The organism is Burkholderia diffusa (assembly GCF_001718315.1).
Lineage (GTDB): Bacteria > Pseudomonadota > Gammaproteobacteria > Burkholderiales > Burkholderiaceae > Burkholderia > Burkholderia diffusa_B.
The window spans coordinates 2,089,721-2,114,106 of record NZ_CP013363.1 but is presented as its reverse complement, the minus strand read 5'-3'; the positions used below and the strand labels follow the sequence as shown (position 1 = coordinate 2,114,106).

The 24,386-nt window shown below is 67.1% G+C and carries 24 protein-coding genes; 8 read left to right on the top strand and 16 right to left on the bottom strand.

All coding sequences use genetic code 11. The features are described from left to right. Positions 1 to 117 precede the first annotated feature (117 nt). Genes WI26_RS24705 through osmF form a run of 4 tightly spaced genes read right to left on the bottom strand, consistent with a single transcriptional unit; the run spans position 118 to position 3,915 of the window. Positions 118 to 885, bottom strand: coding sequence for an ABC transporter permease (locus WI26_RS24705; RefSeq protein ID WP_069227498.1), 768 nt, complete (start codon positions 883 to 885; stop codon positions 118 to 120). After that, a complete protein-coding gene (locus WI26_RS24700) occupies positions 882 to 1,820 on the bottom strand; it encodes an ABC transporter ATP-binding protein (protein ID WP_069227497.1) in 939 nt (312 codons plus the stop codon). Before WI26_RS24700 ends, WI26_RS24705 begins: the two co-directional genes overlap by 4 nt. Then, entirely contained in the window at positions 1,817 to 2,995 is a 1,179-nt protein-coding gene (locus tag WI26_RS24695; RefSeq protein ID WP_069227496.1) for an ABC transporter permease, read from the bottom strand. The genes WI26_RS24700 and WI26_RS24695 overlap by 4 nt, the downstream gene beginning before the upstream one ends. Then, the gene (osmF, locus tag WI26_RS24690) at positions 2,992 to 3,915 is read right to left on the bottom strand and encodes an ABC transporter substrate-binding protein (protein ID WP_059466890.1); all 924 of its coding nucleotides are present in this window, start codon (positions 3,913 to 3,915) and stop codon (positions 2,992 to 2,994) included. Before osmF ends, WI26_RS24695 begins: the two co-directional genes overlap by 4 nt. 166 nt (positions 3,916 to 4,081) lie before the next feature. Here osmF and WI26_RS24685 point away from each other — a divergent pair, with 166 nt between their 5' ends. Further along, positions 4,082 to 5,011, top strand: coding sequence for a 2-hydroxyacid dehydrogenase (locus WI26_RS24685; RefSeq protein ID WP_069227495.1), 930 nt, complete (start codon positions 4,082 to 4,084; stop codon positions 5,009 to 5,011). Positions 5,012 to 5,219: 208 nt separating this feature from the next. After that, positions 5,220 to 6,482 (top strand): Zn-dependent hydrolase, encoded by a 1,263-nt coding sequence (locus WI26_RS24680; RefSeq protein ID WP_069227494.1) that lies wholly within the window; start codon positions 5,220 to 5,222, stop codon positions 6,480 to 6,482. 171 nt (positions 6,483 to 6,653) lie between these two features. Here WI26_RS24680 and WI26_RS24675 read toward each other — a convergent pair whose 3' ends face one another. After that, positions 6,654 to 8,606 (bottom strand): Xaa-Pro dipeptidyl-peptidase, encoded by a 1,953-nt coding sequence (locus WI26_RS24675; RefSeq protein WP_069227493.1) that lies wholly within the window; start codon positions 8,604 to 8,606, stop codon positions 6,654 to 6,656. Between the two features lie 611 nt (positions 8,607 to 9,217). Further along, entirely contained in the window at positions 9,218 to 9,556 is a 339-nt protein-coding gene (locus tag WI26_RS24670) for a helix-turn-helix domain-containing protein (RefSeq protein ID WP_059511964.1), read from the bottom strand. A 78-nt stretch (positions 9,557 to 9,634) separates the two neighbouring features. Here WI26_RS24670 and WI26_RS24665 point away from each other — a divergent pair, with 78 nt between their 5' ends. Further along, complete coding sequence (locus WI26_RS24665) at positions 9,635 to 10,540, top strand: hypothetical protein (protein ID WP_059466885.1); 906 nt, start codon at positions 9,635 to 9,637, stop codon at positions 10,538 to 10,540. Positions 10,541 to 10,818: 278 nt separating this feature from the next. Then, on the top strand, positions 10,819 to 11,049 hold the full coding sequence (locus WI26_RS24660; RefSeq protein WP_059466884.1) for a hypothetical protein: 231 nt from the start codon (positions 10,819 to 10,821) through the stop codon (positions 11,047 to 11,049). A 159-nt stretch (positions 11,050 to 11,208) separates the two neighbouring features. On the opposite strand, the gene WI26_RS24655 is transcribed toward WI26_RS24660, so the two are convergent. From WI26_RS24655 to WI26_RS24625, 7 genes are all read right to left on the bottom strand, one after another. Continuing rightward, positions 11,209 to 12,216 carry an aldo/keto reductase gene (locus WI26_RS24655; protein ID WP_059511965.1) on the bottom strand — a complete coding sequence of 336 codons (1,008 nt, stop codon included), beginning with the start codon at positions 12,214 to 12,216 and terminating at the stop codon, positions 11,209 to 11,211. A 79-nt stretch (positions 12,217 to 12,295) separates the two neighbouring features. Next, on the bottom strand, positions 12,296 to 12,622 hold the full coding sequence (locus WI26_RS24650; protein WP_059466882.1) for a carboxymuconolactone decarboxylase family protein: 327 nt from the start codon (positions 12,620 to 12,622) through the stop codon (positions 12,296 to 12,298). Between the two features lie 96 nt (positions 12,623 to 12,718). Then, positions 12,719 to 13,618, bottom strand: coding sequence for a LysR family transcriptional regulator (locus WI26_RS24645; protein ID WP_069227492.1), 900 nt, complete (start codon positions 13,616 to 13,618; stop codon positions 12,719 to 12,721). A gap of 134 nt (positions 13,619 to 13,752) precedes the next feature. Beyond that, positions 13,753 to 14,601 carry an alpha/beta hydrolase gene (locus WI26_RS24640; protein ID WP_196483716.1) on the bottom strand — a complete coding sequence of 283 codons (849 nt, stop codon included), beginning with the start codon at positions 14,599 to 14,601 and terminating at the stop codon, positions 13,753 to 13,755. A gap of 119 nt (positions 14,602 to 14,720) precedes the next feature. Then, the gene (locus WI26_RS24635; RefSeq protein WP_069227491.1) at positions 14,721 to 15,452 is read right to left on the bottom strand and encodes an alpha/beta fold hydrolase; all 732 of its coding nucleotides are present in this window, start codon (positions 15,450 to 15,452) and stop codon (positions 14,721 to 14,723) included. After that, complete coding sequence (locus WI26_RS24630; RefSeq protein WP_069227490.1) at positions 15,449 to 16,255, bottom strand: DinB family protein; 807 nt, start codon at positions 16,253 to 16,255, stop codon at positions 15,449 to 15,451. Before WI26_RS24630 ends, WI26_RS24635 begins: the two co-directional genes overlap by 4 nt. A 142-nt stretch (positions 16,256 to 16,397) precedes the next feature. Then, positions 16,398 to 16,829 (bottom strand): YciI family protein, encoded by a 432-nt coding sequence (locus WI26_RS24625; RefSeq protein WP_069227489.1) that lies wholly within the window; start codon positions 16,827 to 16,829, stop codon positions 16,398 to 16,400. Between the two features lie 381 nt (positions 16,830 to 17,210). Between WI26_RS24625 and WI26_RS24620 the strand changes: the two genes are divergently transcribed. After that, positions 17,211 to 17,441, top strand: a complete 231-nt coding sequence (locus WI26_RS24620) for a hypothetical protein (protein WP_060320908.1) — start codon at positions 17,211 to 17,213, stop codon at positions 17,439 to 17,441. A gap of 42 nt (positions 17,442 to 17,483) precedes the next feature. On the opposite strand, the gene WI26_RS24615 is transcribed toward WI26_RS24620, so the two are convergent. The 3 genes from WI26_RS24615 to WI26_RS24605 all read right to left on the bottom strand — a co-directional run bounded on the left by WI26_RS24615 (position 17,484) and on the right by WI26_RS24605 (position 20,055). Further along, complete coding sequence (locus WI26_RS24615; RefSeq protein WP_059537715.1) at positions 17,484 to 18,185, bottom strand: MBL fold metallo-hydrolase; 702 nt, start codon at positions 18,183 to 18,185, stop codon at positions 17,484 to 17,486. Between the two features lie 149 nt (positions 18,186 to 18,334). Then, a complete protein-coding gene (locus WI26_RS24610; RefSeq protein ID WP_059466874.1) occupies positions 18,335 to 19,105 on the bottom strand; it encodes an ABC transporter permease in 771 nt (256 codons plus the stop codon). Between the two features lie 5 nt (positions 19,106 to 19,110). Beyond that, positions 19,111 to 20,055: an ABC transporter ATP-binding protein gene (locus tag WI26_RS24605; protein WP_059537717.1), complete on the bottom strand. Its 945-nt coding sequence runs from the start codon at positions 20,053 to 20,055 to the stop codon at positions 19,111 to 19,113. A gap of 424 nt (positions 20,056 to 20,479) precedes the next feature. Here WI26_RS24605 and WI26_RS24600 point away from each other — a divergent pair, with 424 nt between their 5' ends. From WI26_RS24600 to WI26_RS24585, 3 genes are all read left to right on the top strand, one after another. After that, the gene (locus WI26_RS24600) at positions 20,480 to 20,776 is read left to right on the top strand and encodes a cupin domain-containing protein (protein ID WP_069227488.1); all 297 of its coding nucleotides are present in this window, start codon (positions 20,480 to 20,482) and stop codon (positions 20,774 to 20,776) included. Positions 20,777 to 21,400: 624 nt separating this feature from the next. After that, on the top strand, positions 21,401 to 23,014 hold the full coding sequence (locus WI26_RS24590; protein ID WP_060188168.1) for a DUF2957 domain-containing protein: 1,614 nt from the start codon (positions 21,401 to 21,403) through the stop codon (positions 23,012 to 23,014). A 71-nt stretch (positions 23,015 to 23,085) separates the two neighbouring features. Further along, positions 23,086 to 24,339 (top strand): DUF2957 domain-containing protein, encoded by a 1,254-nt coding sequence (locus WI26_RS24585; protein WP_069227487.1) that lies wholly within the window; start codon positions 23,086 to 23,088, stop codon positions 24,337 to 24,339. Positions 24,340 to 24,386 lie beyond the last annotated feature (47 nt).

Sequence of the window (24,386 nt, the reverse complement as noted above, 5' to 3'; positions counted from 1 at the left end):
GTGCCTCACGCAAAGCCGATCGTTGCACGAACACGTATCGGAGTCCGGATGAAGCACGGCCGGATTTTTTCTCGCGTCCCCTATTTCGTACGCAGGGTAGCGCGCCGCCGACGCATGCTACGCCCGCCTCGCGCTCGCCACCCGTGCAAGCGCGCCGATCGCATCGCTGAGCAGCACCGCGAGCAGCCCGACGATCACGCCGCCTTGCAGCACGAATGAGGTGTTCGACGTCTGCAGGCCCGCGATGATCACGTCGCCGAGCCCGCGTGCGGCAACCGTCGACCCGATCGTCGCGGTGCCGAGATTGATCACCACCGCGAGCCGGATGCCGTTCACGATCACCGGAAACGCGAGCGGCAGCTCGACCGACACCAGTTGCTGCCAGCCGCTCATTCCCATCCCGCGTGCGGCTTCGACGACTTCGCGCGGCACGTCTTCGAGCCCTGCGATCGTGCTCTCGAAAATCGGCAGGAGCCCGTACAGAACGAGCGCGATCAGCACGGGTTTCAACCCGAAACCGACGGCCGGAACCGCGAGTGCGAGCACCGCGACGGGAGGGAAGGTCTGGCCGATGTCGACGACGCTGCGCGCCACCGGCAGGAAATCCGCGCCGGACGGCCGCATGACCGCGATGCCGGCCGCGACCGCGACCACCGTGCCGATCAGGCTCGACAGCGCGACGGTGCCGAGATGCGCGAGCGTGAGGTCGAGCAGGCTCGCGCGATCGTAGATGACCGGCGCGCCGTTGTCGGCGAACGGCGCGAACATCCCCTGTAGCCACGCGGGGCGCAGCAGCAGCACGAGCAGCAGCGCGAGCGCGGCCGCGCGTGCGACATGCGCGGGCAGCCGCCGCGGCAGGGGCGAACGCGCGAGCGGCGTCGTCATGCGGGTTTTCTCGCGTGCGCGCGGATCGCATCGAGCGTGATGCGGCGCGTGGCGCGGGCGTCGCCGTCGTCGACCGGCAATGCGTCCGCTCCCCGCCACAGCAGCTCGGACACCGCATCGCGCAGCGTGCGCGTCGCGGCGATTGGTTCGCCATCGGCGTGACCGGGCTCGGCCACCGCGTCGATCGGCGTCAGCGCGAGCAGGCGCAGCGGCCGGTCGACGCCGGCGACGAGCTGCTCGACGACACCCGCTGCGGGCCTGCCGAGAATCTCGGCAGGCGACGCGACCTGCAGCAGCCGTCCGCCGTCCATCACCGCGATCGTGTCGCCGAGCTTCAGCGCTTCCTCGATGTCGTGCGTGACGATCACGACCGTGATGCCGAGCCGGCGTTGCAACGCGAACAGATCGTCCTGCGCCTTGTTGCGGATGATCGGATCGAGCGCGCCGAACGGCTCGTCCATCAGCAGCATCGCGGGCTCGGCCGCGAGCGCGCGCGCGACACCGACGCGCTGCTGCTGGCCGCCCGACAGTTCGTGCGGCAGCTTGTCCGCGAACTCGGCCGGTGCCAGATGAAACAGGTCGAGCAGTTCGCGCACGCGCGCGTCGATCCGCTCGGCCGACCAGCCGAGCAGACGCGGCACGGTCGCGATGTTGCGCGCGACGCTCCAGTGCGGAAACAGGCCGTGCCCCTGGATCACGTAGCCGATACGCCGCCGCAGTTGCTCGGGCGGCACGCTCGCGGTGTCGATGCCGTCGATGCGGATCGAGCCGGCGGTCGGCGCGATCAGCCGGTTGATCATCCGCAGCAGCGTCGACTTGCCGCTGCCCGATGCGCCGACGAGCGCGGTGATCGTGCCTTGCTTCATCGTCAGCGATACGTCGTCGACGGCCACGATGTCGCCGAAGCGTTTGCCGATGCGTTCGATTTCGATCATGCGGTACGTCCCTTCGCGAGCGTGGTCGCGGCTTCGAACACGACGGCGGCCGCCAGCGCGAGCGCGATCGTCGGGATCGCGCCGAGCAGCACGAGATCGGCGGCCGATTGCCCGATTCCCTGGAAGATGAAGGTGCCGAAGCCGCCGCCGCCGATCAGCGCGGCAACCGCCGTCAGCCCGATGTTCTGCACGAGCACGATGCGCACGCCGCTCAGGATCACCGGCAATGCGAGCACGAGATCGACGCGCAGCAACCGTTGCGCGCGCGTCATGCCCATCGCGCGCGCCGCTTCGGTCACGTGTGGCGGCACCTGCTCGAGCCCGACCACGACGCTCGACGCGATCGGCAGCAGCGAGTAGAGAAACAGCGCGAGCACGGCCGGCGCGACGCCGATCCCGCGGATGCCGAGCGCGGCCGCGATCGGCACGTGCGCGGCGAGCAGGCCGAGCGGCGCCATCATCAGCCCGTACATCGCGATGCTCGGGATCGTCTGCACGATATTGAGAACGGGCATCACGACGGTGCGCACCGGTGCGATCCGCGCGCATGCGACGCCGAGCGGCAGGCCGGCGACGAGCGCGGCGGCGACCGAGCCGCCCGCGAGCGCGATGTGCCGGATGGCCTCGCGCCAGAAGTCGTCGCTACGCACTGCGTATTCGCGCATCACGGACAGGCCGTCCCACCAGCCGCTCGCGAGCGGCACCGATATCGCCGCGATCGCGACGACGAGTGCGGCGAGGCGCCGCCACGGTCTGAAGGCGAGCCGCGCGAGCGCGTCGGCGACCAGCACGGCCCACGCGAACAGCAGCAGCCAGACGCCTGCCGCCGGCGACACGCGTGCGAGCACGTCGTCGGGTGCGACGACGTGCGTCGCCGCCGCGCCGACCGCGTAGGCCAACGTCGCGAGCCACGTGCAGCCGGCCGCGAGCCGCCACGCGGGACGGCTCGCCGTCATCGCCCACAACGCGCCGACAACCCACAACGCGGCGAGCGCGGCCCCCTGCGCGGCGGGCAGTGCGGCGAACGTCGACAGCCCCGTGCCGGCCGCGATGCGGTTCGGTCGAAGCACCATGAACGGCATGCCGAATACCGCGACGATCGTCAGGACACCGATCAGGATGCCGACCTTGTCGAGCGCGACGCGGCGCGCGGACGGCACCGCGCGACCCGTCACTTGACGAAGCCTTTCGATTTCAGGTAGCTCTTTGCCACGCCGGCGGCCGGTTCGCCGTTGATCTGGATGCGCGCGTTCAGCATCTGCAGCGTCTTCAGGTCGAGGCTTGCGAACACGGGCTTCAGGTACTCGGCGATTTGCGGATGCGCTTTGAGCACGACTTCACGAATCACCGGCGTCGGCGCGTAGACGGGCTGCACGTGCTTGTCGTCGTCGAGCACGACGAGGCCGCTCGATGCGATGCCGCCGTCGGTGCCGTACACCATCGCCGCGTTCACGCCGTCGGTCTGGTTCGCGGCGGCCTTGATCGTCGCGGCCGTGTCGCCGCCCGACAGCACGACGAGCTGGTCGGGTTTCAGCTTGAAGCCATACGCCTTCTCGAACGACGGCAGCGCGGACGCGCTGTTCACGAACTCCGCCGACGCCGCGAGCTTCAGCTTGCCGCCGCCCGCGATCCACTTGCCGAAATCGGAGAACGTCTTCAGGTGCTGCGCTTGCGCGACCGGCGCGAGCACGGCGACGCCCCACGTGTTGTTCGCGGGCGCCGGGGCGAGCCAGACGAGATGGTTCGCCGCATAGTCGAGCTTCTTCGCGGTGTCGTAGCCCTGGCTCGCGTCCTTCCACAGGGGATCGTCGGCCTTGTTGAAGAAGAACGCCGCGTTGCCCGTGTATTCGGGGTAGATGTCGATCTCGCCGCTCGTAAGCGCCTTGCGCACGATCGGCGTCGTGCCGAGCGCGATCTTTTCGGTGACGGGGATGCCATGGGCCTTCAGCACCTGTGCGATGACGTTGCCGAGCAGGTTGCCTTCAGTGTCGATCTTCGACGACACCACGACGGGCGCGTCGGCATGCGCGCCGGGGGCCACGACAGCGGCGGCGAACGCGAGGCCCAGGATTCGGGCGGGCAGGGCGAGCTTCATCGGGGCCAATCTCCAGAACGGGGACGTACGCCGAAAGTTACTTGACTGAGTCGGCTTTGGCAAACCATGTGCGGCGGCACGTCCACAGCGCGCGTGGGGGTAACCCGTGCGCGTCACGCGCCGTTGTTACACTGGAACGCATTCCCGCCTGCGGACATTTGCTGACATGAAGCCCGAGCTGCTGGTTCTTATCGCGCTGCGCGACGACGCGCACCGCCAGATCGCCGCGTCATACGACGTCCACCATGCACCGACCACCGACGAGCGCGCGCGTGCGATCGCCGAACATGGCGGCACGATCCGCGCGGTATTGACCAACGGCAGCACGGGCCTCACTGCCGCCGAAATCGATCGTCTGCCGCAGCTCACGTTCGTCAGCGCGCTCGGCGCCGGCTACGAGCACATCGACGTCGCGCATGCGAAGGCGCGCGGCATTACCGTGGTGACGGGCGCGGGCACCAACGACGATTGCGTCGCCGATCATGCATTCGCGCTGCTGCTGGCGGCGGTGCGCAACGTCGTGCAGCTCGATGCGAACACCCGCGCCGGCGTATGGCGCGACGCGCTGCAGATGCCGCCGAATGTGTCGGGCAAGAAGCTCGGCATCGTCGGGCTCGGCAAGATCGGCGAGAAATGCGCACGGCGCGCGGCCGGCTTCGACATCGAGATCGGTTATCACAACCGTTCCGCGAAGGATGTTCCGTATCGCTATTTCGATCGCGTCGATTCGCTCGCGCAATGGGCCGATTTCCTGATCGTCGCGACGCCGGGCGGTGCGGGCACCCGTCATCTGATCGATCGCACGGTGCTCGACGCGCTCGGCCCGGGCGGGTTTCTCGTCAACGTGTCGCGCGGCAGCGTTGTCGATACCGCTGCTTTGGCGGACGCGCTGTGCGAACGGCGCATCGCGGGCGCCGGGCTCGACGTATACGAAGGCGAGCCGGATCCGCCGCGCGCGCTCACGGTGCTCGACAATATCGTGCTGACGCCGCACATGGGCGGCTGGTCGCCGGAGGCGCTCGATCGTTCGGTCCAGCAGTTTCTCGACAACGCCGCACGGCATTTCGCGGGGGAGCCGGTGCTGACGCCGGTGTGAGCGGCACGGCGGAGCATGCGAAAGAGATGAAAGGCACGCCGGCACGAAGACGAACCGGCGCGCATTGATCCGGACCGGTCTGCCAGGACGAGAAAAAATTGCGTCCGGGCCGCGAATTCAGAGCCGAAATATCGATCGCGATGAAATAGCATTTCACTCCGTCAAGCCCGGCTATCGGCCGGACGCGTGCCGCTCATGGAGACGATCGATGAATACCCTCGCCGTACCGCTGCCGGCGCTCGAACTGGATGGAGCGCTTCTTCTCGACCAATTGCGACAACTCGGCGACATCGGTGCCGATCCCGACGCCGGCGGCCGGACCCGCATCGCGCTGACGGACGACGAGCGTGCAGGGCGCGATCTCGTCGTGGAGTGGATGCACGAGCTCGACCTCGACGTTCAGGTCGACCGGATCGGCAACATTTTCGGCACGTTGCGTTCCGCCTCCGACGACGGCGCCGAGCGGCCGCTGATGATCGGCTCGCACATCGACACCGTGACGAACGCCGGCGCACTCGACGGCTGCTACGGCGTGCTCGCCGGCCTCGCCGTCGCACGCGCGTTTCGTCGCGCAGGGCTCAAGCCGCGGCGCTCGATCACGATCGGCGCGTTCACGAACGAAGAGGGCATCCGCTATCAGCCGGACATGATGGGGTCGCTCGTCCATGCTGGCGGCCTGTCGGTCGATGCGGCGCTGGATACCGTCGGCGTCGACGGCACGCGCCTGGGCGACGAACTCGCGCGCATTGGGTATGCCGGCGAGCTCGAGCCCGGCGCGATCGTGCCGCACGAGTATCTTGAACTGCACATCGAGCAGGGGCCGATTCTCGAGGCCGAGCAGAACCGCATCGGAGCGGTCGAGAACCTGCAGGGCATTTCATGGCAGCAGATCACCGTGCTGGGGAACGCGAATCATGCCGGCACGACGCCAACGCATCTGCGGCACGACGCGGGCTGGGTGGCGGCGGCCGTCGCGACTTTCCTGCGCGAGCTGGCAGTGGCGAGCGGCACGACCCTCGCGACGATCGGCATGCTGCGCATCGAACCGAACGTGATCAACGTGATTCCGCGCAAGGCCGTATTCACGGTGGACCTCCGCGATCCCGACGAACGGCGCCTGCAGGACGCGGAGAAGCGCCTTGCCGGGTTCCTCGACAAGGTGGCGGCGCAAGAGGGTGTCCGGATCGCGACGGAACGACTCGTGCGTTTCGAGCCGGTCGTGTTCGATGCCGGCCTCGTCGACGAAATCGAGGCGTCGGCGCAGCGGATGGGATTCTCGCATCGCCGGATGACGTCGGGCGCCGGCCACGACGCACAGATGATCGCGCGCATCGCGCCGGCCGCGATGATCTTCGTGCCGAGCCGTGGCGGGATCAGCCACAACCCGCGCGAGCATACCGACGACGATCAGCTCGTCGACGGCGCGAACGTGTTGCTGGACGTCGTGCTCAGGCGTCTCGCGGCAGGGTGAGTTGCGCGTCGCATGGCTGACGCGATCGCGTTGCCGATGAAGAATGACGCCGTGCGATGGTGAAGCATCGTCGCACGGCGCCTTCGGTGCGTGTCACTCGGCGTCATGCGCATGCGATGGGGCGCGATCGCACGCGCATGGCGGTCAGTCATGCCGATCAACCTCGCCAGCTCAGGAAGAAGCCAGCGGCACCGTCACGGACGTGCCCGCCGGATCGAGCGCGAGACCCGTGCCCGGTGTCGGCCGCAGCGTTGCCTCGTTGTCGCTCGACAGCACGACGAGGCCGAGCTTGTGACCCGCTTCGAGCTTGTAGTCGCGCGGCATGAACGTCAGCTTCAGGTCATACGGCATTCCCGGCAGCACGGGCTGCGAGAACCAGTCCGACACGCGATTGCGAGGATCGGTCCATGCCCGCGTGACGATCGTTGCCGACCCGTCCGGTGCGCGGTCGACCAGTAGTGCCGTCACGTTCGCGACGCCGGTGAAGGTCAGCCGCACGCGGGCGGTCGCGGTGCCGGAGATGCGCGTCGCAGCCGCGAACGGCGCTGTCTCGAAGCGGCTGCGATGCTCGCCGGTCGAGGCGTTCGCCAGCGTGAGCGCGGGGATCGACGCATCGTCGGTGAAGCGCGCGAGCGGGCCGCCGCTCGGCAGCCGCAACAGTGTGCCGGTGCCCGTGCCGTCGCCGCCCGCGAAGTACGCGACCGGCGTGGCGTGCCGAGCGGCCCAGTCGGCTTCCTTCAGCAGCGTGCCGTCGGCCTGCTCGACCACAGCGCGCGGATCGCGTTCGACGCCGTTGTCGGCGCCGATCAGGTAGCGCGTGAACCAGCGGTTCACTTCGGCGGTCCACGCATCGGCCATCGCCGGCACGCGGGTCGGGTCGGTGTGCTTCAGGCGATGCAGCCACAGTTGCGTCGGCACGCCCTGGCGCCGCATCGCCATATACCACGATGTCGACTGGTCGACGCGCACGTTGTCGTCGGTCAGCCCCTGCGCGACGAGCGCCGGCGCGACCGCGTGCGTGGTCGGGATGTCGCGTGCGGCCCAGAACGGCGAATAGTCACCCGTCTTGCGGTCCTCCTGCTGCAATGCCTCGTCGATCAGGTGCGTGCAGCGCTCCGGATGCGCGTTCGTCAGCAGCGCCTTGATATAGACGTCGACGTCCTCGCCCTGATAGCCCTCCGGCGCGCGAACGAGGCCGCCCGAGCGGTAGTAGCCGTACATGTTCGACAGCCCGGCGACCGGCACGATCGCGTCGAGCCCGCGCGTGCGCAGGCTCGCGACCATCTTCGGCAGCGTGCCGTCGTACGACACGCCGTACATGCCGACGTGGCCCGTCGACCAGTTCGCGACGACGGGCTTGCCGCTCGCATCCTTCGCGGTGGCATCGCGGCCGAGCCAGCGGATCACCGACGCCATCGCGACGGATTCATCGCGCGTGAGGATCGTCGGGCAGCCGTCGGAACCGGCGGTGCCGAGCGAATCCGCATAGACGATCGTGAAGCCGCGCGGAATGAAGTAGCCCTCGATCCACGAACGGCCGGCCGCGGCCGCCTCGAGCTGCTGCAGCATGCGCGTCTGCGGCGCCGCGGCCATGATGCGCGCGGAGGCGCCGTTGGCCGTCGCGGCCGCCGTGGCGGCGGGATGCGGAGTGCCGTCGAGTTCGACGTCGACGTCGTGGTTCGGGCTGTCGGCGAGCCCTGCGTAGTACGGGCTTGCGAGCACGATGACCGGCGTGTGCGCGCCGTTGGCGGTTTCCGACGGACGCACGATGCGCACGTGAATGCGGTCGCGCGTACCGTCGCCGTCGGAGTCGACCGGCGTGTCGACCCACGCGTTTTCCTCGATCGTGCCGCCGGATAGCGACGGCTGTACCTGACCGTTGGTGATCACCGGCTTGTAGCGCCCACCGCTGGCCGGATTCGCGTACGGGACGCCGGACGGCGATACGCGTCCTTGCGTATCGTCACCCTGCTGATCCTGGTTTTGCCCTTGCCCTTGACCTTGCGCGAGCGCGGACACGCCCGCGACGCTGCCGCCGTCATCACCGCCGCAAGCGGCGAGCGTCGCGGCTGCAACGAGCGCGGGTAGCCATGCGCGCCGCGATCCTCTGAAATGAAATTGCATTGCCGACCTCGTTCTTTTGATTGTGTGGATACGACCGTTCCGCGATACGCCCCCTGCGGGCCGGGCCGATTACTGCATGCAACGAAAAGGAAGCCGCGCCATCGAGGCAACGCCGGGCGACATGCACGGGGCGGAAAGCAGCAGCTTCGTACTGCATGTCATGCAGGACTGCAAAGTAAATGTGCGCATGCCGCGCGTCCTTCCAGGTGAGACGGAACGACTCGTTCGATGAGACGGGGATGTTGCGAGCTGCGCTGCTGAAAAACACGACGCGACGCGCGTGCGGCGACGGAATGAAACGGATCGGCGGTTTCGGCCGCGCCGCGCATCGTGATGGCTTGCCGGTTCGCGTTTGCTTTCCGGAAGCTTGCGGAAAAGTTATCTCAGTGAAAACAGCGTGTCAAACTTTTTTAACTGCGAGCAAAAAATATTTGAAGTGTCGTCGATGCGGGGCATGTGGTGTGCATCCCGATGCGCGTGTTCGGCGACGCGGCCTGCCGCTGCGTTGTGCCTCATCGCCCGATGCAAGACGGGCGATGACGAATCGTCTTCGCCATCGCCCGCTCGCTGGATGCTTTCAGCCTTTCGCCATTCATGGATGCCTGTGGGGATCACCCGTCGTCGGCCTTCGCCTGCAGATCCTTCAACCCCTGAATTACGACCAGCAGCGCGCGCCCGTGCTCGTCGGAGCCGTCCCATGCGTCGACGATCGCGTCGCGCAGCAGGTCGTTGTACCGGCGGCGCGCCGGGCTGGTGTCGACGCCATAGAAACTGCATAGCTTGTTGAATGGCGCGCTGCGTCGCAGCCGATGCCCGTTCGACAGCCGAAGACGCGACACGGTCGGCTGGCTGACGCCTGAAAGTCGCGCGATTTCGCTGGACGAACGCGTATCCGCCATCAGGCGGCGTAGCAGGTCTTGTACAGGAAAATCGTGGTCCGGGGCTTCCATGCGATGCATTATACCTATACAGTTACGGTTGTTGAATGGGCTTGCTGTCACCGGCGAGGCTGTATCCCGAGAAAGTTGATGACACTGAAACACCTCCCTCCCACGTTCTGCTGGACGAAGATCGGTACCGAGTCCGGCGAGGAACTGCCGACCGTCGTGCTCCGCAAGGAATGGGAGCGCCGGCTCGGAGGCGGGCGTTTTCTGTGGGGAATCAACCAGCCGCTCGGCAACAGTGCGCAAGTCGCCGCGCATCGCACGGGCTCGCTGCTTGCGCTGTTTTCGCCAGTCGCGTCGCGCACGCGGCCGGGCGAGCGCAGGCGCGAGGACGCGTTGCTGTGGAATGCATGGGTCGACGCCAGCGGCCAGGTGCGGCCGCTGCCGCCGCACACGTTCATCGCGAGCCGCTCGACGCTGCCGTCGGGCCGGCGCCGCGAACAGCACTACGCACTCGTCTGCGCATCGTCCACCGCACTGACGGTCGGCACGCAACTGCGCGTGTTCCCCGATCACCTGCGCAGCGTGAGCACCGGCAAGCCGCTCGGCGTCGCGCAGGGCGCGGCTGTGGTCGATTGCATCGGGCGCGCGAAGGAGCAAACCGGCAAGAGCTATCCGCTTGCGCTGTCGGTCGAACTCGAAGCGCCGTATTTCGTGCGGCTCGCGCAGCCGTGCGTGCTGAAGGCGCGCGATCTCGCGGAAGTGAACAAGGCGACGCGCGCCGGCGATTTCGATCGCTTCGTCGAGCTGGTCGCGCGCTTGCGCGGCCGTTCGCCGACGGATGCCGTGCGCGGCGTCACGCGCGACCTGTTCGACGTGCCGCCGATCGAAACGGCGGCCGCCTACGTCGCACCCACCCATGTCGCGCGACTGCGCAGCCGGCCCGCGTCCGAGCATCCGCGCGAGCTCACTGGCGATCTGTTCGATCTGTCGCCCGGCGAGGCGGCTGCATTCGGCGGTCTCGCGCATCCGCGCATCGGGCGCGCATGATGTTCGGCCGCTCATGTGCGGCGCGTGATGCGGAACAGGAAAGCTGAATGCGCGTGCAACGACACGCATGCGTGCGGCCGCCGTCTCGGCGCGCGCAAGAATTTGTTGCAATCTCGCCGTGGCGGATCGGCAAGCGTCGCGCGACAATCGCCACGAAGCGCGCCGCGCGGTGGTCGCGCGTCGACAGGCTGCCAGCCGTCGTTCACGCCGCCGACATGCGCATCACGCATGCTGGGCGTCGGCTTGCTTCACACTGCAACCCCGAGGGAGAAGTGTCGATGTCGACCCACATCTGTTCGCGGGAAGCCCAAGCGGCGCAACGCTTCGTCGAAGCGACGCGCAACGTCGACCAGGCGTTTCGCGCCGTGCGCGGCGAAAGCGACGACGACATCTCGGCGGCCGAGTATGCACGCGCGATGTCGCGCCTCGATCGCGCGCTCGACGAACTGGCGCGTGCGCAGGAGTGCTTCGATCGCGTGGTGAGTGCCGACGCGGCGGCCGGCAACTGAACGCCATTCGCGGCTGCTGCTGGCGCTTGCGCCGCTGTGGTCTTTCGTTTTCGTTTTTTGCTGCGGCGCCCGACGCCCAGCGTGCCAATGGGCCGTCGCCCCGTCGCCCCGTCGCATCGAGCGGTCGGGCAGCGCCCGCCCGTTTTCAGCAGACGAACCTCACACCTTCCGCCCTTCGACCGGATAACCCGGATCCGTATAACCGTGCGTCGACGCATGTCCGGGCGGCACCAGCGAATCGACGAAGCGTTCGTCGTCGGGGCCGAGCTCGAGCGTCAGCGCATCGATGTAGCTGTCCCAGTGTGCTTCGGTGCGCGGCCCGGCGATCGTCGAGCTGACGAACCGGTTCTTCATCACCCATGCGAGCGCGAACGCGACCGACGTCGTGCCGCGCGCGGCCGCGTGTCCGGCCACCTGCTGCGCGATGTGCAGCGACTCGGGCCGCCATTCGGTCTGCTGGATGCGCCGGTCGCCGCGGCCCGCGCGCGAATCGGCGGGCGGCTGCGTGCCGGGCGCGTATTTGCCGGTCAGCACGCCGCGCGCGAGCGGGCTGTACGGCACGACGCCGATGCCGTAGTGTGCGGCCGCCGGCAACTGTTCGACTTCGGCCGTGCGATCGACGAGGTTGTACAGCGGTTCGCTCGCGACCGGGCGATCGATGCCGAGCTGGTCGGCGACGCGCACGATCTCGGCGATGCGCCAGCCCTTGAAGTTCGACAGCCCGACGTAGCGCACCTTGCCTTGCCGGATCAGGTCGGCCACCGCACGCATCCCTTCTTCGAGCGGTGCGTCGGTCAGCGTGCGATGGAAATACAGGATGTCGATGTAATCGGTGCCGAGCCGCTTCAGGCTCGCGTCGACCGATTCATGGATCCATTTGCGCGACTGCCCCTGACGGTTCGGCCCTGCGTCAGCGGTGGCCGGATAGCCGAACTTCGTCGCGACGACCCAGCTGTCGCGATGCCGCGCGATCGCACGGCCGACGATTTCTTCCGAGCGCCCGGCGTGATAGACGTCGGCCGTGTCGATGAAGTTGACGCCCTGGTCGAACGCCTTGTCGATGATGCGCGTTGCCGTTGCTTCGTCGGTCTCGCCGCCGAACATCATCGCGCCGAGACACAGCGGCGACACTTTCAGCGCGCTGCGCCCGAGATAGCGGTAATCCATGTTGAGGCTCCATGCGGGCGTGCGCCCGCGTCGGTTGAAGTCAGTTGAATGAAGGTGCTGGCACGGGATTGCGCGGCGCTTACACGCCCGCTTCGTCGAACACGCGCTTCGCGATCGGCAGCGCCGAGCTGGCGGTCGGCCAGCCCGAGTAGAACGCGAGATGCGTGATCGCTTCGATCAGCTCGTCGCGCGTGATGCCGTTGTCGAGCGCTTTCTTCAGATGGAACGGCAGTTCGTTCACGCGATACAGCGCGACGAGGCTCGCGACGGTAATCAGGCTGCGATCGCGCGGAGACAGGCCGGGGCGTTGCCACACGTCGCCGAATAGCACGTTGTCGGTGTAGTCGGCGAGGGCAGGCGCGATTGCGCCGAAGGCCTGGCGCGCGGCGGAAGTCGGTTCGGACATCGAAGGCTCCGGAGGACGTGGAAGACATCGACGATGGTAGTCACCGACGCGCTTATCGATAATCCCCAGGAGTGCGCATGCACTTATCGAACCTGTTCATGAATGGCCGGGGTGGCGCAGCGCGTCGACGATCAGCGCGAACGCGCGCGACGATTGCCGACGGCTCGCGTAGTACAGGTGGTGGCCGGGAAAGGTGGGACACCAGTCGTCGAGCACGCTGACGAGCCTGCCGGCGTCGACGTGGGGCGCGGCGAGTTCGGCCGGCACGTAGGCAAGGCCGTAGCCCGCGAGGGCCGCGTCGAGCATTTCATAGGTGCCGTTGAACGTGACCTGGCCGTCGACGCGCACCTGCAGCGTGTCGTCGCCGCGCGCGAGTTCCCACGCGTACAGTGCTCCGTGCGTCGGCAGGCGCAGGTTGATGCAGTCGTGCGTAACGAGATCCTGCGGTGTCGCGGGGGGCTCGCGTTCCGCAAAATACGCGGGCGCGCCGACGACCGCCATCTTCATGTCGGGCGAAATGCGGACCGCGATCATGTCCTTCGCGACCTGATCGCCGAGCCGCACGCCGATGTCGAAGCGTTCCGCGACGATGTCGGACAGTCCATAGTCGGTAACGAATTCCACTTTCAGGTCGGGATAGTCGCGCAACATCGGCGCGAGTCTTGGCCACAGCAGCGTGCGGATCACGTAGTCGGTCGCGTTGATGCGCACGGTGCCGGCCGGCTTGTCGCGCAGCTCGGCGAGCGCCGACAACTCGGCCTCGATTTCGTCGAAGCGCGGCGCGAGGTTGAGCAGCAGGCGCTCGCCGGCTTCGGTCGGCGCCACGCTGCGCGTCGTGCGTGTGAGCAGCCGCACGCCGAGGCGTGTCTCGAGCGAGCGGATCGTATGGCTGAGTGCGGATTGCGACACGCCGAGGCGGGCGGCCGCGCGCGTGAAGCTGCGCTCGCGCGCGACGGCGATGAAGGCGAGCAGGTCCGCGAAATTGTCGCGCGGCATGGGGGGAAGTCGGGTAGTCGATGCCTGCGCATCCTACCATCGGGCCCGTTGCGCGATGCGACGGCGCGAAGATTCGAAGAACGCGCAAGCGGGGGGCGCGAGCGTCGGCTGCTCCATGTCGCGCCGATCGGACGTTACGCGTAGCCGCCGTGCTGGAACGACGCCGCGAAGAACTGCATCTGATAGCGGATCGCGTGCGCCCAGTAGTCCCATGTATGTCCGCCCGGGCGCTCCGCATAGTCGTGCGGCACGCCGAGCGCGACGAGTCGTTGATGCAGCGTGCGGTTTGAACCGACGAACGAGTCGTCGCGGCCGCAGTCGATCGTGAGGTCCAGATGCGCACGGACGAAAGCGCGCGCGTTTTCGACAATTGCGTTGCGGTTCCAGAATGACGGATGGCGGCCGGGATCGCCGAATACGTGGTCGATGCCCGGTTCGTCCTCGCAGCAGCGCGGATCGACCGCGCCGCTGATGCTGCCGACCGCGCCAAACGTGTCGGACCGGTCGAGCGCGATACGCAGCGCGCCGAAGCCGCCCATGCTGAGCCCGGTGATGGCGCGCGCGCCCTTCGTCGCGATCGTTCTGAAATGCATGTCGACATACGACACGACTTCGTCGCCGACGAAGGTTTCGTAGCGGCTGCCCGAGTCGAACGGGCTGTCGATATACCAGCTTTCGTGCCCGCCGTCGGGCATCACGAGGATGACGCGGTAGCGATCGGCCAACGCGGCGATGTGCGTGTTCGCGGTCCAGTCGGTGTGGTCGCCGCCGGAGCCGTGCAGCAGGTAGACGACCGGAAAGCGCTCGACGCTGCGTTCCGGGCCGTGGCGCGGGCGTGCGTAGTCGTCGGGCAGCACGACGGTCGCCTTCAGCGTCTGGTTCATCGCGGCACTCGGAATCGCGACGATCCGCGTCTGAAAAGCGAGGGCCGGGCCCGCGGCGGCGAGCAGCAGCAGTAGCCAGAACGCGCGTACCAGATTCATGGAGCCTCGCATCGGGAAAACCCTGTGAGACGACTCTAGCAACCGTGCCTTTCAGCCATATTTCGGCGAAACCTACGGGTTGTCAGGTGGCGGGCGCGTCGGGCGGGTGGCCGCTCGCATTAGCCGAGACAGCGTGCGAGTGTCTCCCGGAATGCGGCAGGCCGCTCGGACGGCATCAGGTGCCCGCAGCCGGCGATCGTTTCGAAGCCGGCACACCGCGCGAGCGCCCAGTCCGGCACATGCCAGCCCGCACGCGAGCGTTCGCCCGCGACGAGCCATACCGGATGGCGCTCGAATACTTCGGCGAGCGTCCGCAGATAACAGGGTTCGCCCGTCGTCGCGACGACCGAGCGTCCCGTCGCGCGCAGCGTCGATGCCGGCTGATGCGCGAGCCAGCGGCGCGCGTCGTCGAGCTGGCGTGGCGACGGATCGTCGATCGAGCCGCGCAGCCAGCGGGACGGATCGCCGCGCAAGCCATCGAGCATCGCGTCGGCTTGCGCGGCCGACATGCGGCCGACCGACGCCGACCAGAACGCATCGTCGAGCGTGAAGTTGCCTTCGACGTTGACGATCCGGCGCACGCACGCTGGATGCGCATGGGCGACTAGCATCGCGATCGCGCCGCCGACGGAGTGACCGACGATATCGACCGGCTGTGCACCGAAGTGCGTGTCGATTGCCTGCCGGACGTGTTCGACTTGCGCGGCGAGCGTGATCGTATCGGCCGGCGCGCCGCGATGCGTGCCGTAGCCGAGCAGGTCGGGGGCGAGATGCGGGCCGGGCCATTCGGGTACGTCGAATGTGCCGATGAAACCGTGGACGAAGACGACGGGCGGAGTGGGCCGGTTCATTTGGCTTCCGATGACGGGAGGGGCGGCAATTCGAGTTCGGCGAGCAGTTCGTCGAGTTCGAGCACGTGCGTGCGATCGTGGTCGAGCAGTTCGCGCACGAGTTCCTCGAGCGACATCCGGCGGATACCGTCGCGCAGCCCGCAGCGCTGGCGTTCGGACGGTTGCAGCGCCGCAACCGACGCGCACAGCGCGGCGCGGCCGGTGCGGAACGCGGCGAGCGCGTCGTCGAGCGGCTGCGCGAGGTAGTCGCGCTGCGCGGCGAGTGCAGTGCCGTCGACGGACGCGATCACCGGCAGTTCGTGCGTGCGCACGACGTCGATGCGTTCGGCGAACACCGCATCGAGGTCGCGCAGGTGGCACGCATGTTCGACGAACGAGAAGCCGGTGCCGGCGGGGCGGCGCGTGAAGAGCGCGGCAGGAATGTGCATGGCATACGCGGTGACCCGGTCGGGCATCGCGGCCAGCGCGGCGACGACGTCGGCGAACGGCAGCGCCAGCGGGAACGCGCTGAATACCGCACCGTAGCTGAACAGCGCGCCGCCGATCCGGCCGCGCGCCTGCACGACGTCGTGCCCGTGGCGGCGCATCACGTCGGCGACCATCGCGCCGCAGAACTGCCGGGCCGTCGTATCGCCTTCGATTTCGGGGAATTTGTGCGCGATCTCGTGCTGGATCGCGCCAATCGCCGCGACGCCGACTCGCGACAGCGCCGCGAATTCGAGATAACGCTCGGGCTGCGCGATCAGCGCTTCGAGCTGCGCGCCAAGGGGCGTTGCGCGAAAACGGTCGAAACGGGAATGCATGACGACAAGGCCTCGCCTAGTAACGTATCAAAACGATACGTTACTAGGCGAGGCGCCGTCAATCCCGGTCGATGGATTTGTCCGGGAGTCGGCGGGCGCGGGGCGCCCGCGTCGATCCCGCAGCGCCCCTCGACCGCCCGGCCTACGCCCCGCGCTTGCCGTCCATCTCCGCGCGCAGCCGTGCTTCCTGTTCCTGCAGTTCCGGCGTGAAAGCCTCGCCGAAGTCCTCGGGCGAGAAGACCTGGCGGATCTCGATGTCCGATTCGGTGGGCATCGGATTTGGGCAGCGCTTGACCCATTCGACGGCTTCTTCGATCGAATTCACCTGCCACAGCCAGTAGCCGGCGATCAGTTCCTTGGTCTCGGCGAACGGGCCGTCGATGACGGTCCGGTCCTTGCCGGAGAAGTGCACGCGCTTGCCGCGCGAACTGGGGTGCAGCCCTTCGCCGGCCAGCATCACGCCGGCCTTCACGAGTGCCTCGTTGTACTGGCCCATCGCGGCCAGCAGTTCGGTATCGGGCATCGTGCCCGATTCGGAAAAGGCCGTGGCCTTGACGATCACCATGACGCGCATTGTCGCTGCTCCTTGAACGGGAAAGGGGGAATCCGCGATCGGCCGGCCGTGCGGACGGCAAAACGATCGGTTACGACACTACGACGCTTGACCTGCGCGCGAATCGACATCGAGCGCAAGAAATTCTGGCGACCGGTAGCGGCAGGCAACAGCCGTGGGCAGCATCGCGTAACGGGAAGCGCCCGGAATGGAAGATCCGCTCGCGCGTGACACGGGATGTGACGGCATGTGAATGGCGCCGGCAACGGCCAAGGTCGCGGCCTGACTCGTCGAGGCGTGCAAGCTGGCCGATTCGCGTGCAGGCCGATCGTGCTGCAGCGCGCCGGAGCCACCGGTCAAAACTGGTATGCTGGTCAGCATCACGTTCATGTGGAGGGCGCCATGGCAACGAAGGAAGTCTCGAAGAAAAAGTACCTGAAGATTCTGAACAAACGCCTGCGTGCCGAGCCGACCGCGCCGGCCGGCGCATCGTTCGTGTTTTTCCCGCTCGGCGCGAAGGCCAAGCATGCGACGGGCGTCATATCCGGCGAGCCGCGCAGCAAGCGCGAACTTGCGGTGATGGCCGCGATCCAGAGCAAGGCGGCCGCCGAATTCGTCGTGACCGGCACCTGACCGGCGACGCGCGGCCGGCGGCCACACGCGGCGGCGCGTGCGTTACGCCGCGGTCGCCTCGCAATGGGCAATCACACCGGCGATCACGCGCGCGATGTCGTGCGTGATCGCCGGGCCGTGCATCGGCAGGACGATGTCGAGATCGAGCGCCTGGATGCGGCGCAGCGCGTTCGCCAGGTGCGCGAGCGACGGCAGGTAGTCCGAGCGCGTGATCGCATCGAGGATCGCCGGCAGCGGGTCGTCGGTTTCTTCCCTGCCGAAGCGCATCAGGATGTCTGACGACAGCAGCGCCTTGTACGCCGGCAGATACACGACGAGCGCGTCCCACTGATGCACGTGCTTGGTGAAGATCGGCACGACGTCGATGCCCGACAGCGTTGTCGGCTCGCCGTCCTTCAACGGAATCGCGCGCACGCCGAACACGTCGGCAAGCCCCCATGTACACATCGGATGTCCGTACGCGACGAGCGCCGGGTTGGCCGCGAGGAAGTCGGGCAGCGCGCCCATTTCGTCGGCCTCGAAGTGCGGGACGATCACGTTGCTGACCATCGACGGCGCGATGCCGACGGTATCGAGCGCCGCGCTCAGTTGGGTGAAGTTGGAACGCGTGCCCGTTTCGATGCACAGCACATCGCCGTGCGGCGATCGTACGAAGAACTGGCTGAAGCTCAGGTTCAGCGTGTCGACGTAGGACGTGGCGCGAAACAGGCCGTCGCGGACGACGTCGATTCGGGAGGCGCTCATCGGGGATCCTCGCGCAGGGAAGGGGGCGGGAGCCGCGCCGCCCGCGCACCGCGGGTTGCGGTGCGGCAGACGGCGGCAGTCGATCTTCCGATTCAGTCTAGCAGCGCCGCTGCGGATCCGCGAACCGGGGCAACCCGCGGCGCGCCGAGTCAGTTCTTCAGCTTGTAGCCGGTGCGGAACATCCACGCGACGATCGCGAGCAGGATCGCGAGGAACAGCGAGGTCGCCGCGAGGCTGATTCCCACGTGCACGTCGGCCAGCCCGTAGAACGACCAGCGGAAGCCGCTGATCAGATAGACGATCGGGTTGAACAGCGTGACGATGCGCCACGCGGGCGGCAGCATGTCGACCGAATAGAAGCTGCCGCCGAGGAACGTGAGCGGCGTGATGATCAGGAGCGGCACGAGCTGCAGCTTCTCGAAGCTGTCGGCCCAGATGCCGATCACGAAACCGAACAGGCTGAACGTGATTGACGTCAGCACGAGGAACAGCACCATCCAGAACGGATGCAGGATGTGCAGCGGCACGAACAGGCCGGCCGTCGCGAGGATGATCAATCCGAGCAGCAACGACTTCGACGCGGCCGCACCCACATACGCGATCACGATCTCCCAGTACGACACGGGCGCGGACAATATCTCGTAGATCGTGCCCGTGAAGCGCGGGAAGTAGATGCCGAACGATGCGTTCGAGATGCTCTGCGACAGCAGCGACAGCATCACGAGGCCCGGTACGATGAACGACCCGTAGCCGATCCCGTTCACGTCGCTGATGCGCGAGCCGATCGCCGAGCCGAACACGACGAAGTACAGCGACGTCGAGATCACCGGCGCGATGATGCTCTGCATCAGCGTGCGGCGCGTGCGGGCCATTTCGGCACGGTAGATCGCACGGATGCCTTGGAAATTCCAGTTCGCCATGTGCGTTACGCCCCTTGTGTGCCGTTGCGGCGGTTGTCGATCAGGCTGACGAAAATGTCCTCGAGCGAGCTCTGCGTCGTGTGCAGGTCACGAAAGCCGATGCCGGCCGAGCCGAGCGCGTTGATCAGCTTCGCGATGCTCGCGTCGTCGCGCTGCGAGTCGTAGGTGTAGACAAGCGCGGCGCCGTCGTCCGCGCGTTCGAGCCCGAATGCGGCGAGTTCGCCCGGCACGGTCGCGAGCGGATGCTCGAGCTGCACGGTCAGTTGCTTCTTGCCGAGCTTGCGCATCAGCTCGTGCTTCTCTTCGACGAGCACGAGTTCGCCGCCGAGGATGATGCCGATCCGGTCGGCCATTTCCTCGGCTTCCTCGATGTAGTGCGTGGTCAGCAGGATCGTCACGCCGCTTTCGCGCAGCGAGTCGACCAGTTTCCACATGTCGCGGCGCAGTTCGACGTCGACGCCGGCCGTCGGCTCGTCGAGGAACAGGATGCGCGGTTCGTGCGACAGCGCCTTCGCGATCATCACGCGGCGCTTCATGCCGCCCGACAGCGTCATCAACTTGTTGTCGCGCTTGTCCCACAGCGACAGCGCCTTCAGCGTCTTTTCGATGTAGGCGGGATCGGGCGCCTTGCCGAACAGGCCGCGGCTGAACGACACGGTCGCCCAGACGGTTTCGAACGCGTCGGTCGTCAGCTCCTGCGGCACGAGGCCGATCATTTCGCGGGCGGCGCGGTATTGATCGCGGATGTCGTGCCCGCCGACCGTCACGCGACCTTCGGTCGGCGTGACGATGCCGCATATCGAGCCGATCAGCGTGGTCTTGCCCGCGCCGTTCGGCCCGAGCAGCGCGAAGATCTCGCCGGGGCGGATGTCGAGGTTCACGTGCTTCAGCGCCTGGAAGCCGGACGCGTAAGTCTTGGAGAGGTCGGAGACGGAAAGGATCGGTTGCATGCTCACGGATGGCACGGCCGGTCGGTCCGACGCCGCGCGCCGCGCGTGCCCGGTGCCGCCGCTGCGAAGCGGCCGGTGTCGGGTGCGGCATGGCGAGCGGGCGTCATGTCGAACGGCGTTGTGGTGCGGGATCGCAGGACCGCCATATTAGCAACCGGAAGATGGAAATGCATTCCGATGCAAAGGACGTGTGACCCCCGTGTCGGATTTGCAACCAATGTGCGCGCGTCATTCAATAAAGCGATGCTTTATTCGAATCGGGCGAATAATGCGTGCGGTTTTCGGGCAACCGGACGCCGATCGCGTCTGCGCGTGACGGCGGGGCGGGCGGCGACTGTGCTGCCCGAACGGCGCTGCGCCGTATCGGGACGGCGCGCGCCGCGCTCGCGATAATGCGTTCCTCTCACGTCCCGGAGCGAAGCGCATGTCTTTGATCGATTTCAAGTCCGTCGCGGCCGCGCAGGCCGTTGCATGGAAATCCACGATCGTCGGCGAGGTCGGGCCGGCCCGGATCAAGGTGCTGCGCATGGACGCGCAGCCGTACGAAAAGGAAGTGCACGACTACAACGAAGGGCTGCTGGTGGTCGACGGCAGGCTGATGCTCGAGGTCGAAGGGGAGACGGTCGTCGTCGAGGCCGGCCAGATGTATCTCGCGGTCGCCGGCACGCATCACGCGGTGCTGCCCGGCAGCTCCGGAACCCTCGCGATCATCGACGTGTAAGGTTGCGCCGCAGCATGTGCGCGGGCCGCCGGAGGCCCGTACGCCGGGCCTCGCGCGGTCGCCCGCCGACATTCGAACGCGGGTTGTACGGCTTGGATATTTGTCTGAGCAAATAAATTGAAGGCTGTTTGAAAAAGTGTCAAAAACCGTGCGCCCACTAGGATCGCACGGTCCCGCACGTTTGGAACTCTGCATCCATTTACTTGTGCGTATCGTCCGATCATAGTCTCGACAAACGACGCATCACGATAACGAATCAAGCGTACGTACGGAGACCAATACATGAGACGCCTATCCGAGGGCCTTGCCGCACTGCCGTTTCCCTGCTTGTCGCCGGATGCGGGCGCGACGCGCATTGCGCGTCTGCGTCATCGCATCGCGATGTCGCTGTAGCGATCCACCCCATTCCATTTCGATTTTCCCGATGGCGCCGTGCCGCATGACGGCGGCGCCGGATAGCGCTTGCCTGCCGCGGCGGTCCTGATCGCATTTGCGTGGCCGGCAACGCGGCGCGCATTTGCGCGCATCGTCATGCGCCGCGCGTTGTCGCGGCGGCGCGATACCAACCGGCGGGCCACGCAGCCCGTTCGGGCGAGACCTGTCGTACCTCAAAAGGAGGGGTTGATGATTTGCATTCCTGATTGGCGGAAGGCGATCCTGTCGTGCGCCGTGCTGGCGCTGCCGTTCGTTGCCGGTTGCGGCGGCGGCGACGATCCGGGCCCGATCAATGTGCCGCAGTGCTCGGGCAGCGCATGCGGGCCGAGCGGCGCTGAAACGACGCCGCCCGTCGTGACGAAGCTGTGTCCGGATTCGCTCGACTACACGACGACCTATACGGGCGGCGCCGGCAGCGGCGAATACGTGAAGGTCAAGTTCGACACGACGAAGCTCACCTACCAGATGCAGTTCATCGAATCGTCGGTGCCGACGTCGGCTGGGCAGGTCAACAACACGCGCGCGGGCCTGACGATCAGCGGTGCGTTCCATCATCCGACCAATCTGCCGACCGCCGAGCAGAACCGCTGCGCGTTCGTGCTCGACAGCGGCGCGACGAGCGACGGTGCATATGCGGTGACGATCAATCGCGCGGATCCGCCGATGCTGTTCGTCGGCAACGGGGTGGTCGGCGGCGGGATTCCGGGCGCGACGATCGCGTTTGCCGGCCTCGAGCCGTTCCCCGGCATCGTGCTCGGCACAGTGCCGTCGCGCACCTTCGATTTCTATCCGTTCATCGGCTTCACCGATACCGAAACCGACTTCTCGAAGGTCGCGGGCAACTACAACGAACTCGGCATCCACCTGTCGCCGGTCGGCGGCAGCGCGCAGAGCAGCACAGGCGCCGTCGGCTGGCAGCCCGATGTCGTCAACTGGAACCAGACGTTCAATGCCGACGGCTCGTGCACCATCACGGCCGGTAGCGACTACTCGTGCCAGACCACCGGAACGCCGTGGGCGCTGCGCAAGAACGCGGACGGCTCGTCCGACAACGTGTTCGTGAGCCATCCGGTGGCGAGCGCCGGCGGCAACCTCGTCTATCCGTTCGCGGGGCAGGGCTCGGCAATCGTGATCGTCGCGCCGAGTCAGGCGAAGGGCATCATGATCGTCGGCAAGCTGAACGGCGTGCTGGTGCCGATCGTGATTCGCGTGGGCTACACGCATATCGACGCGAGCAACCTGCTGGCGTCGGTTGCCGATGCCGAGGTGGGAATCTCGATGCTGTCGCGGACCACGGCCGTCGCAGCCAATTCGTTGAAGGGCGGTTTCATTGGCGCGACGAGCGCATCCGCGTGCGGTGTCGTGGCGCCCAGCACCGCGACGTTCGCGATCGCGACGGCGGGCCCGAGCTTCAACAACAACATCCCGCATCCGGATCTGCCCGGCACGTTCGACGGCACCTTCTTCCTGGCACAGGCCGGCAGCTGCAACGACGGCACCGCCGTGTCGACGATGGCCGCGAACTATACGTCGACGCTGTTCCAGGGCGCCACCGCGGCGTTCATCGACCCGCAGACGTCGTCGGTCACGTCGCAGTTCGCGCTCGACTACACGCAGGCCACCCCCGGCAAGATCAAGATCACGGCCTCGCAGGACTTCAATGCGAAGGGCGCGAACGGCAACGTGGCGATCTTCGGCAAGGGCGACACCGGCTGGCTCGTGACGGCCGGGAACATCTACGCGATGGTCGTCAACAACAGCAAGGTCAACCCGTTCTTCACGGTCGGCGCGTTCGTCCAGTAACGGCGGACGGAACACGGAGCACCGGCGGCGCATGCGTCGCCGCCGGCGAATCGAAATTCAAGAGGAATCCTATGAGTATGAAGCATTGGATGGCCGCGGCATCGCTCGCGCCGGTGCTGGTCGCGTGTGGCGGCGACGGCGACCCGCCGCCCGCGCCGGTGGTCCGGCTGTGCCCGCAGACGATCGACTACAACACGGTGTTCATCGGCGGGTCCGGCTCGGGCGAACTCGTGAAGGTACAGCTCGACACGACGAAGATGACGTACCGGATGACCTACCTCGCATCGCCGGTGCCGACGGTCACCGGCACCGTGCAACCGACGCGCGACACCGCGCCGGCCAACGTCGTCGACGGCACGCTGGCCGACGAAACGGGCCTGCCGACCACAAAGCTGAACCAGTGCACGTTCCGGATGCAGAACGCGAGCCTCGACCCGAGCCGGCCGGCCCGCCTGTTCCTTGGTGAAGGTGTGCTGGGTGGTGCGATTCCCGGCGCGACGATCCAGTTCGACGGCGTGATCGGCGTGGGCAGGATCCCGAAGACGACCTTCCCGTACTACCCGTTCATCAGCTTTTCGTCTCTCGAAACCGATCTGTCGAAGATCGCCGGCACATACAACCAGCTCGGCTACCACCAAGTGCCGTCGCAGAACTTCCAGCCGGTGGCGCTTGACCAGCAGGTGACGATCAACGCGGACGGCAGCTACGTCGAGACCGACAACTTCGGCAAGAAGAACGGGGGCCAGCCGCTCGCATCGAACGCGACCGTGAACCAGCCGTTCACGCTTCGCGCGGATGCACCGGCGTTCCAGTCGCTGAACTACCAGCCGCAAGTTCCGCCGACGCTCGCCGCGCTCGATCCGGCGAAGGCCGGCAAGGGAATCCTGATCGTCGGCAAGCTGCGCAACCAGCTCGTGCCGGTCTTCATCCGTACGGGCGCCGCGAACGCGGACCTCACGCAGGGCCCGCCGAGCGCGGACGACGAGTCGGGTATCTCGTTCCTGAGCCCGCAGACGGCAATCGCCCAAGGCTCGCAAAACGGCGAGTACACAGGCGTCGACAGCGCGTTCAACTACCGCGCGACCGCGCTCGTCGGTGCGCAGGCGACGCTGCTCGATCCGTTCAACGCATCCCAGGCCGCGCTCACGCGCGCGCTGAACCTCGACTACACGCAGAAGGTGCCGGGCGTCGTGACGACCGTGCACGCGGACGCGGCATCGGGGCCGGCGACCGGCAAGTTCGTGTTCACGGGCGGCGTGTTCGGGTTCCTCGACATGGCCGATACCAGTAATCCGTACTTCACGGTCGGCGCGTTCGTGCAGTGATCGCGCGTGCATGGAGACACGGCGGCGTCGCGCATGGCTGCGCGGCG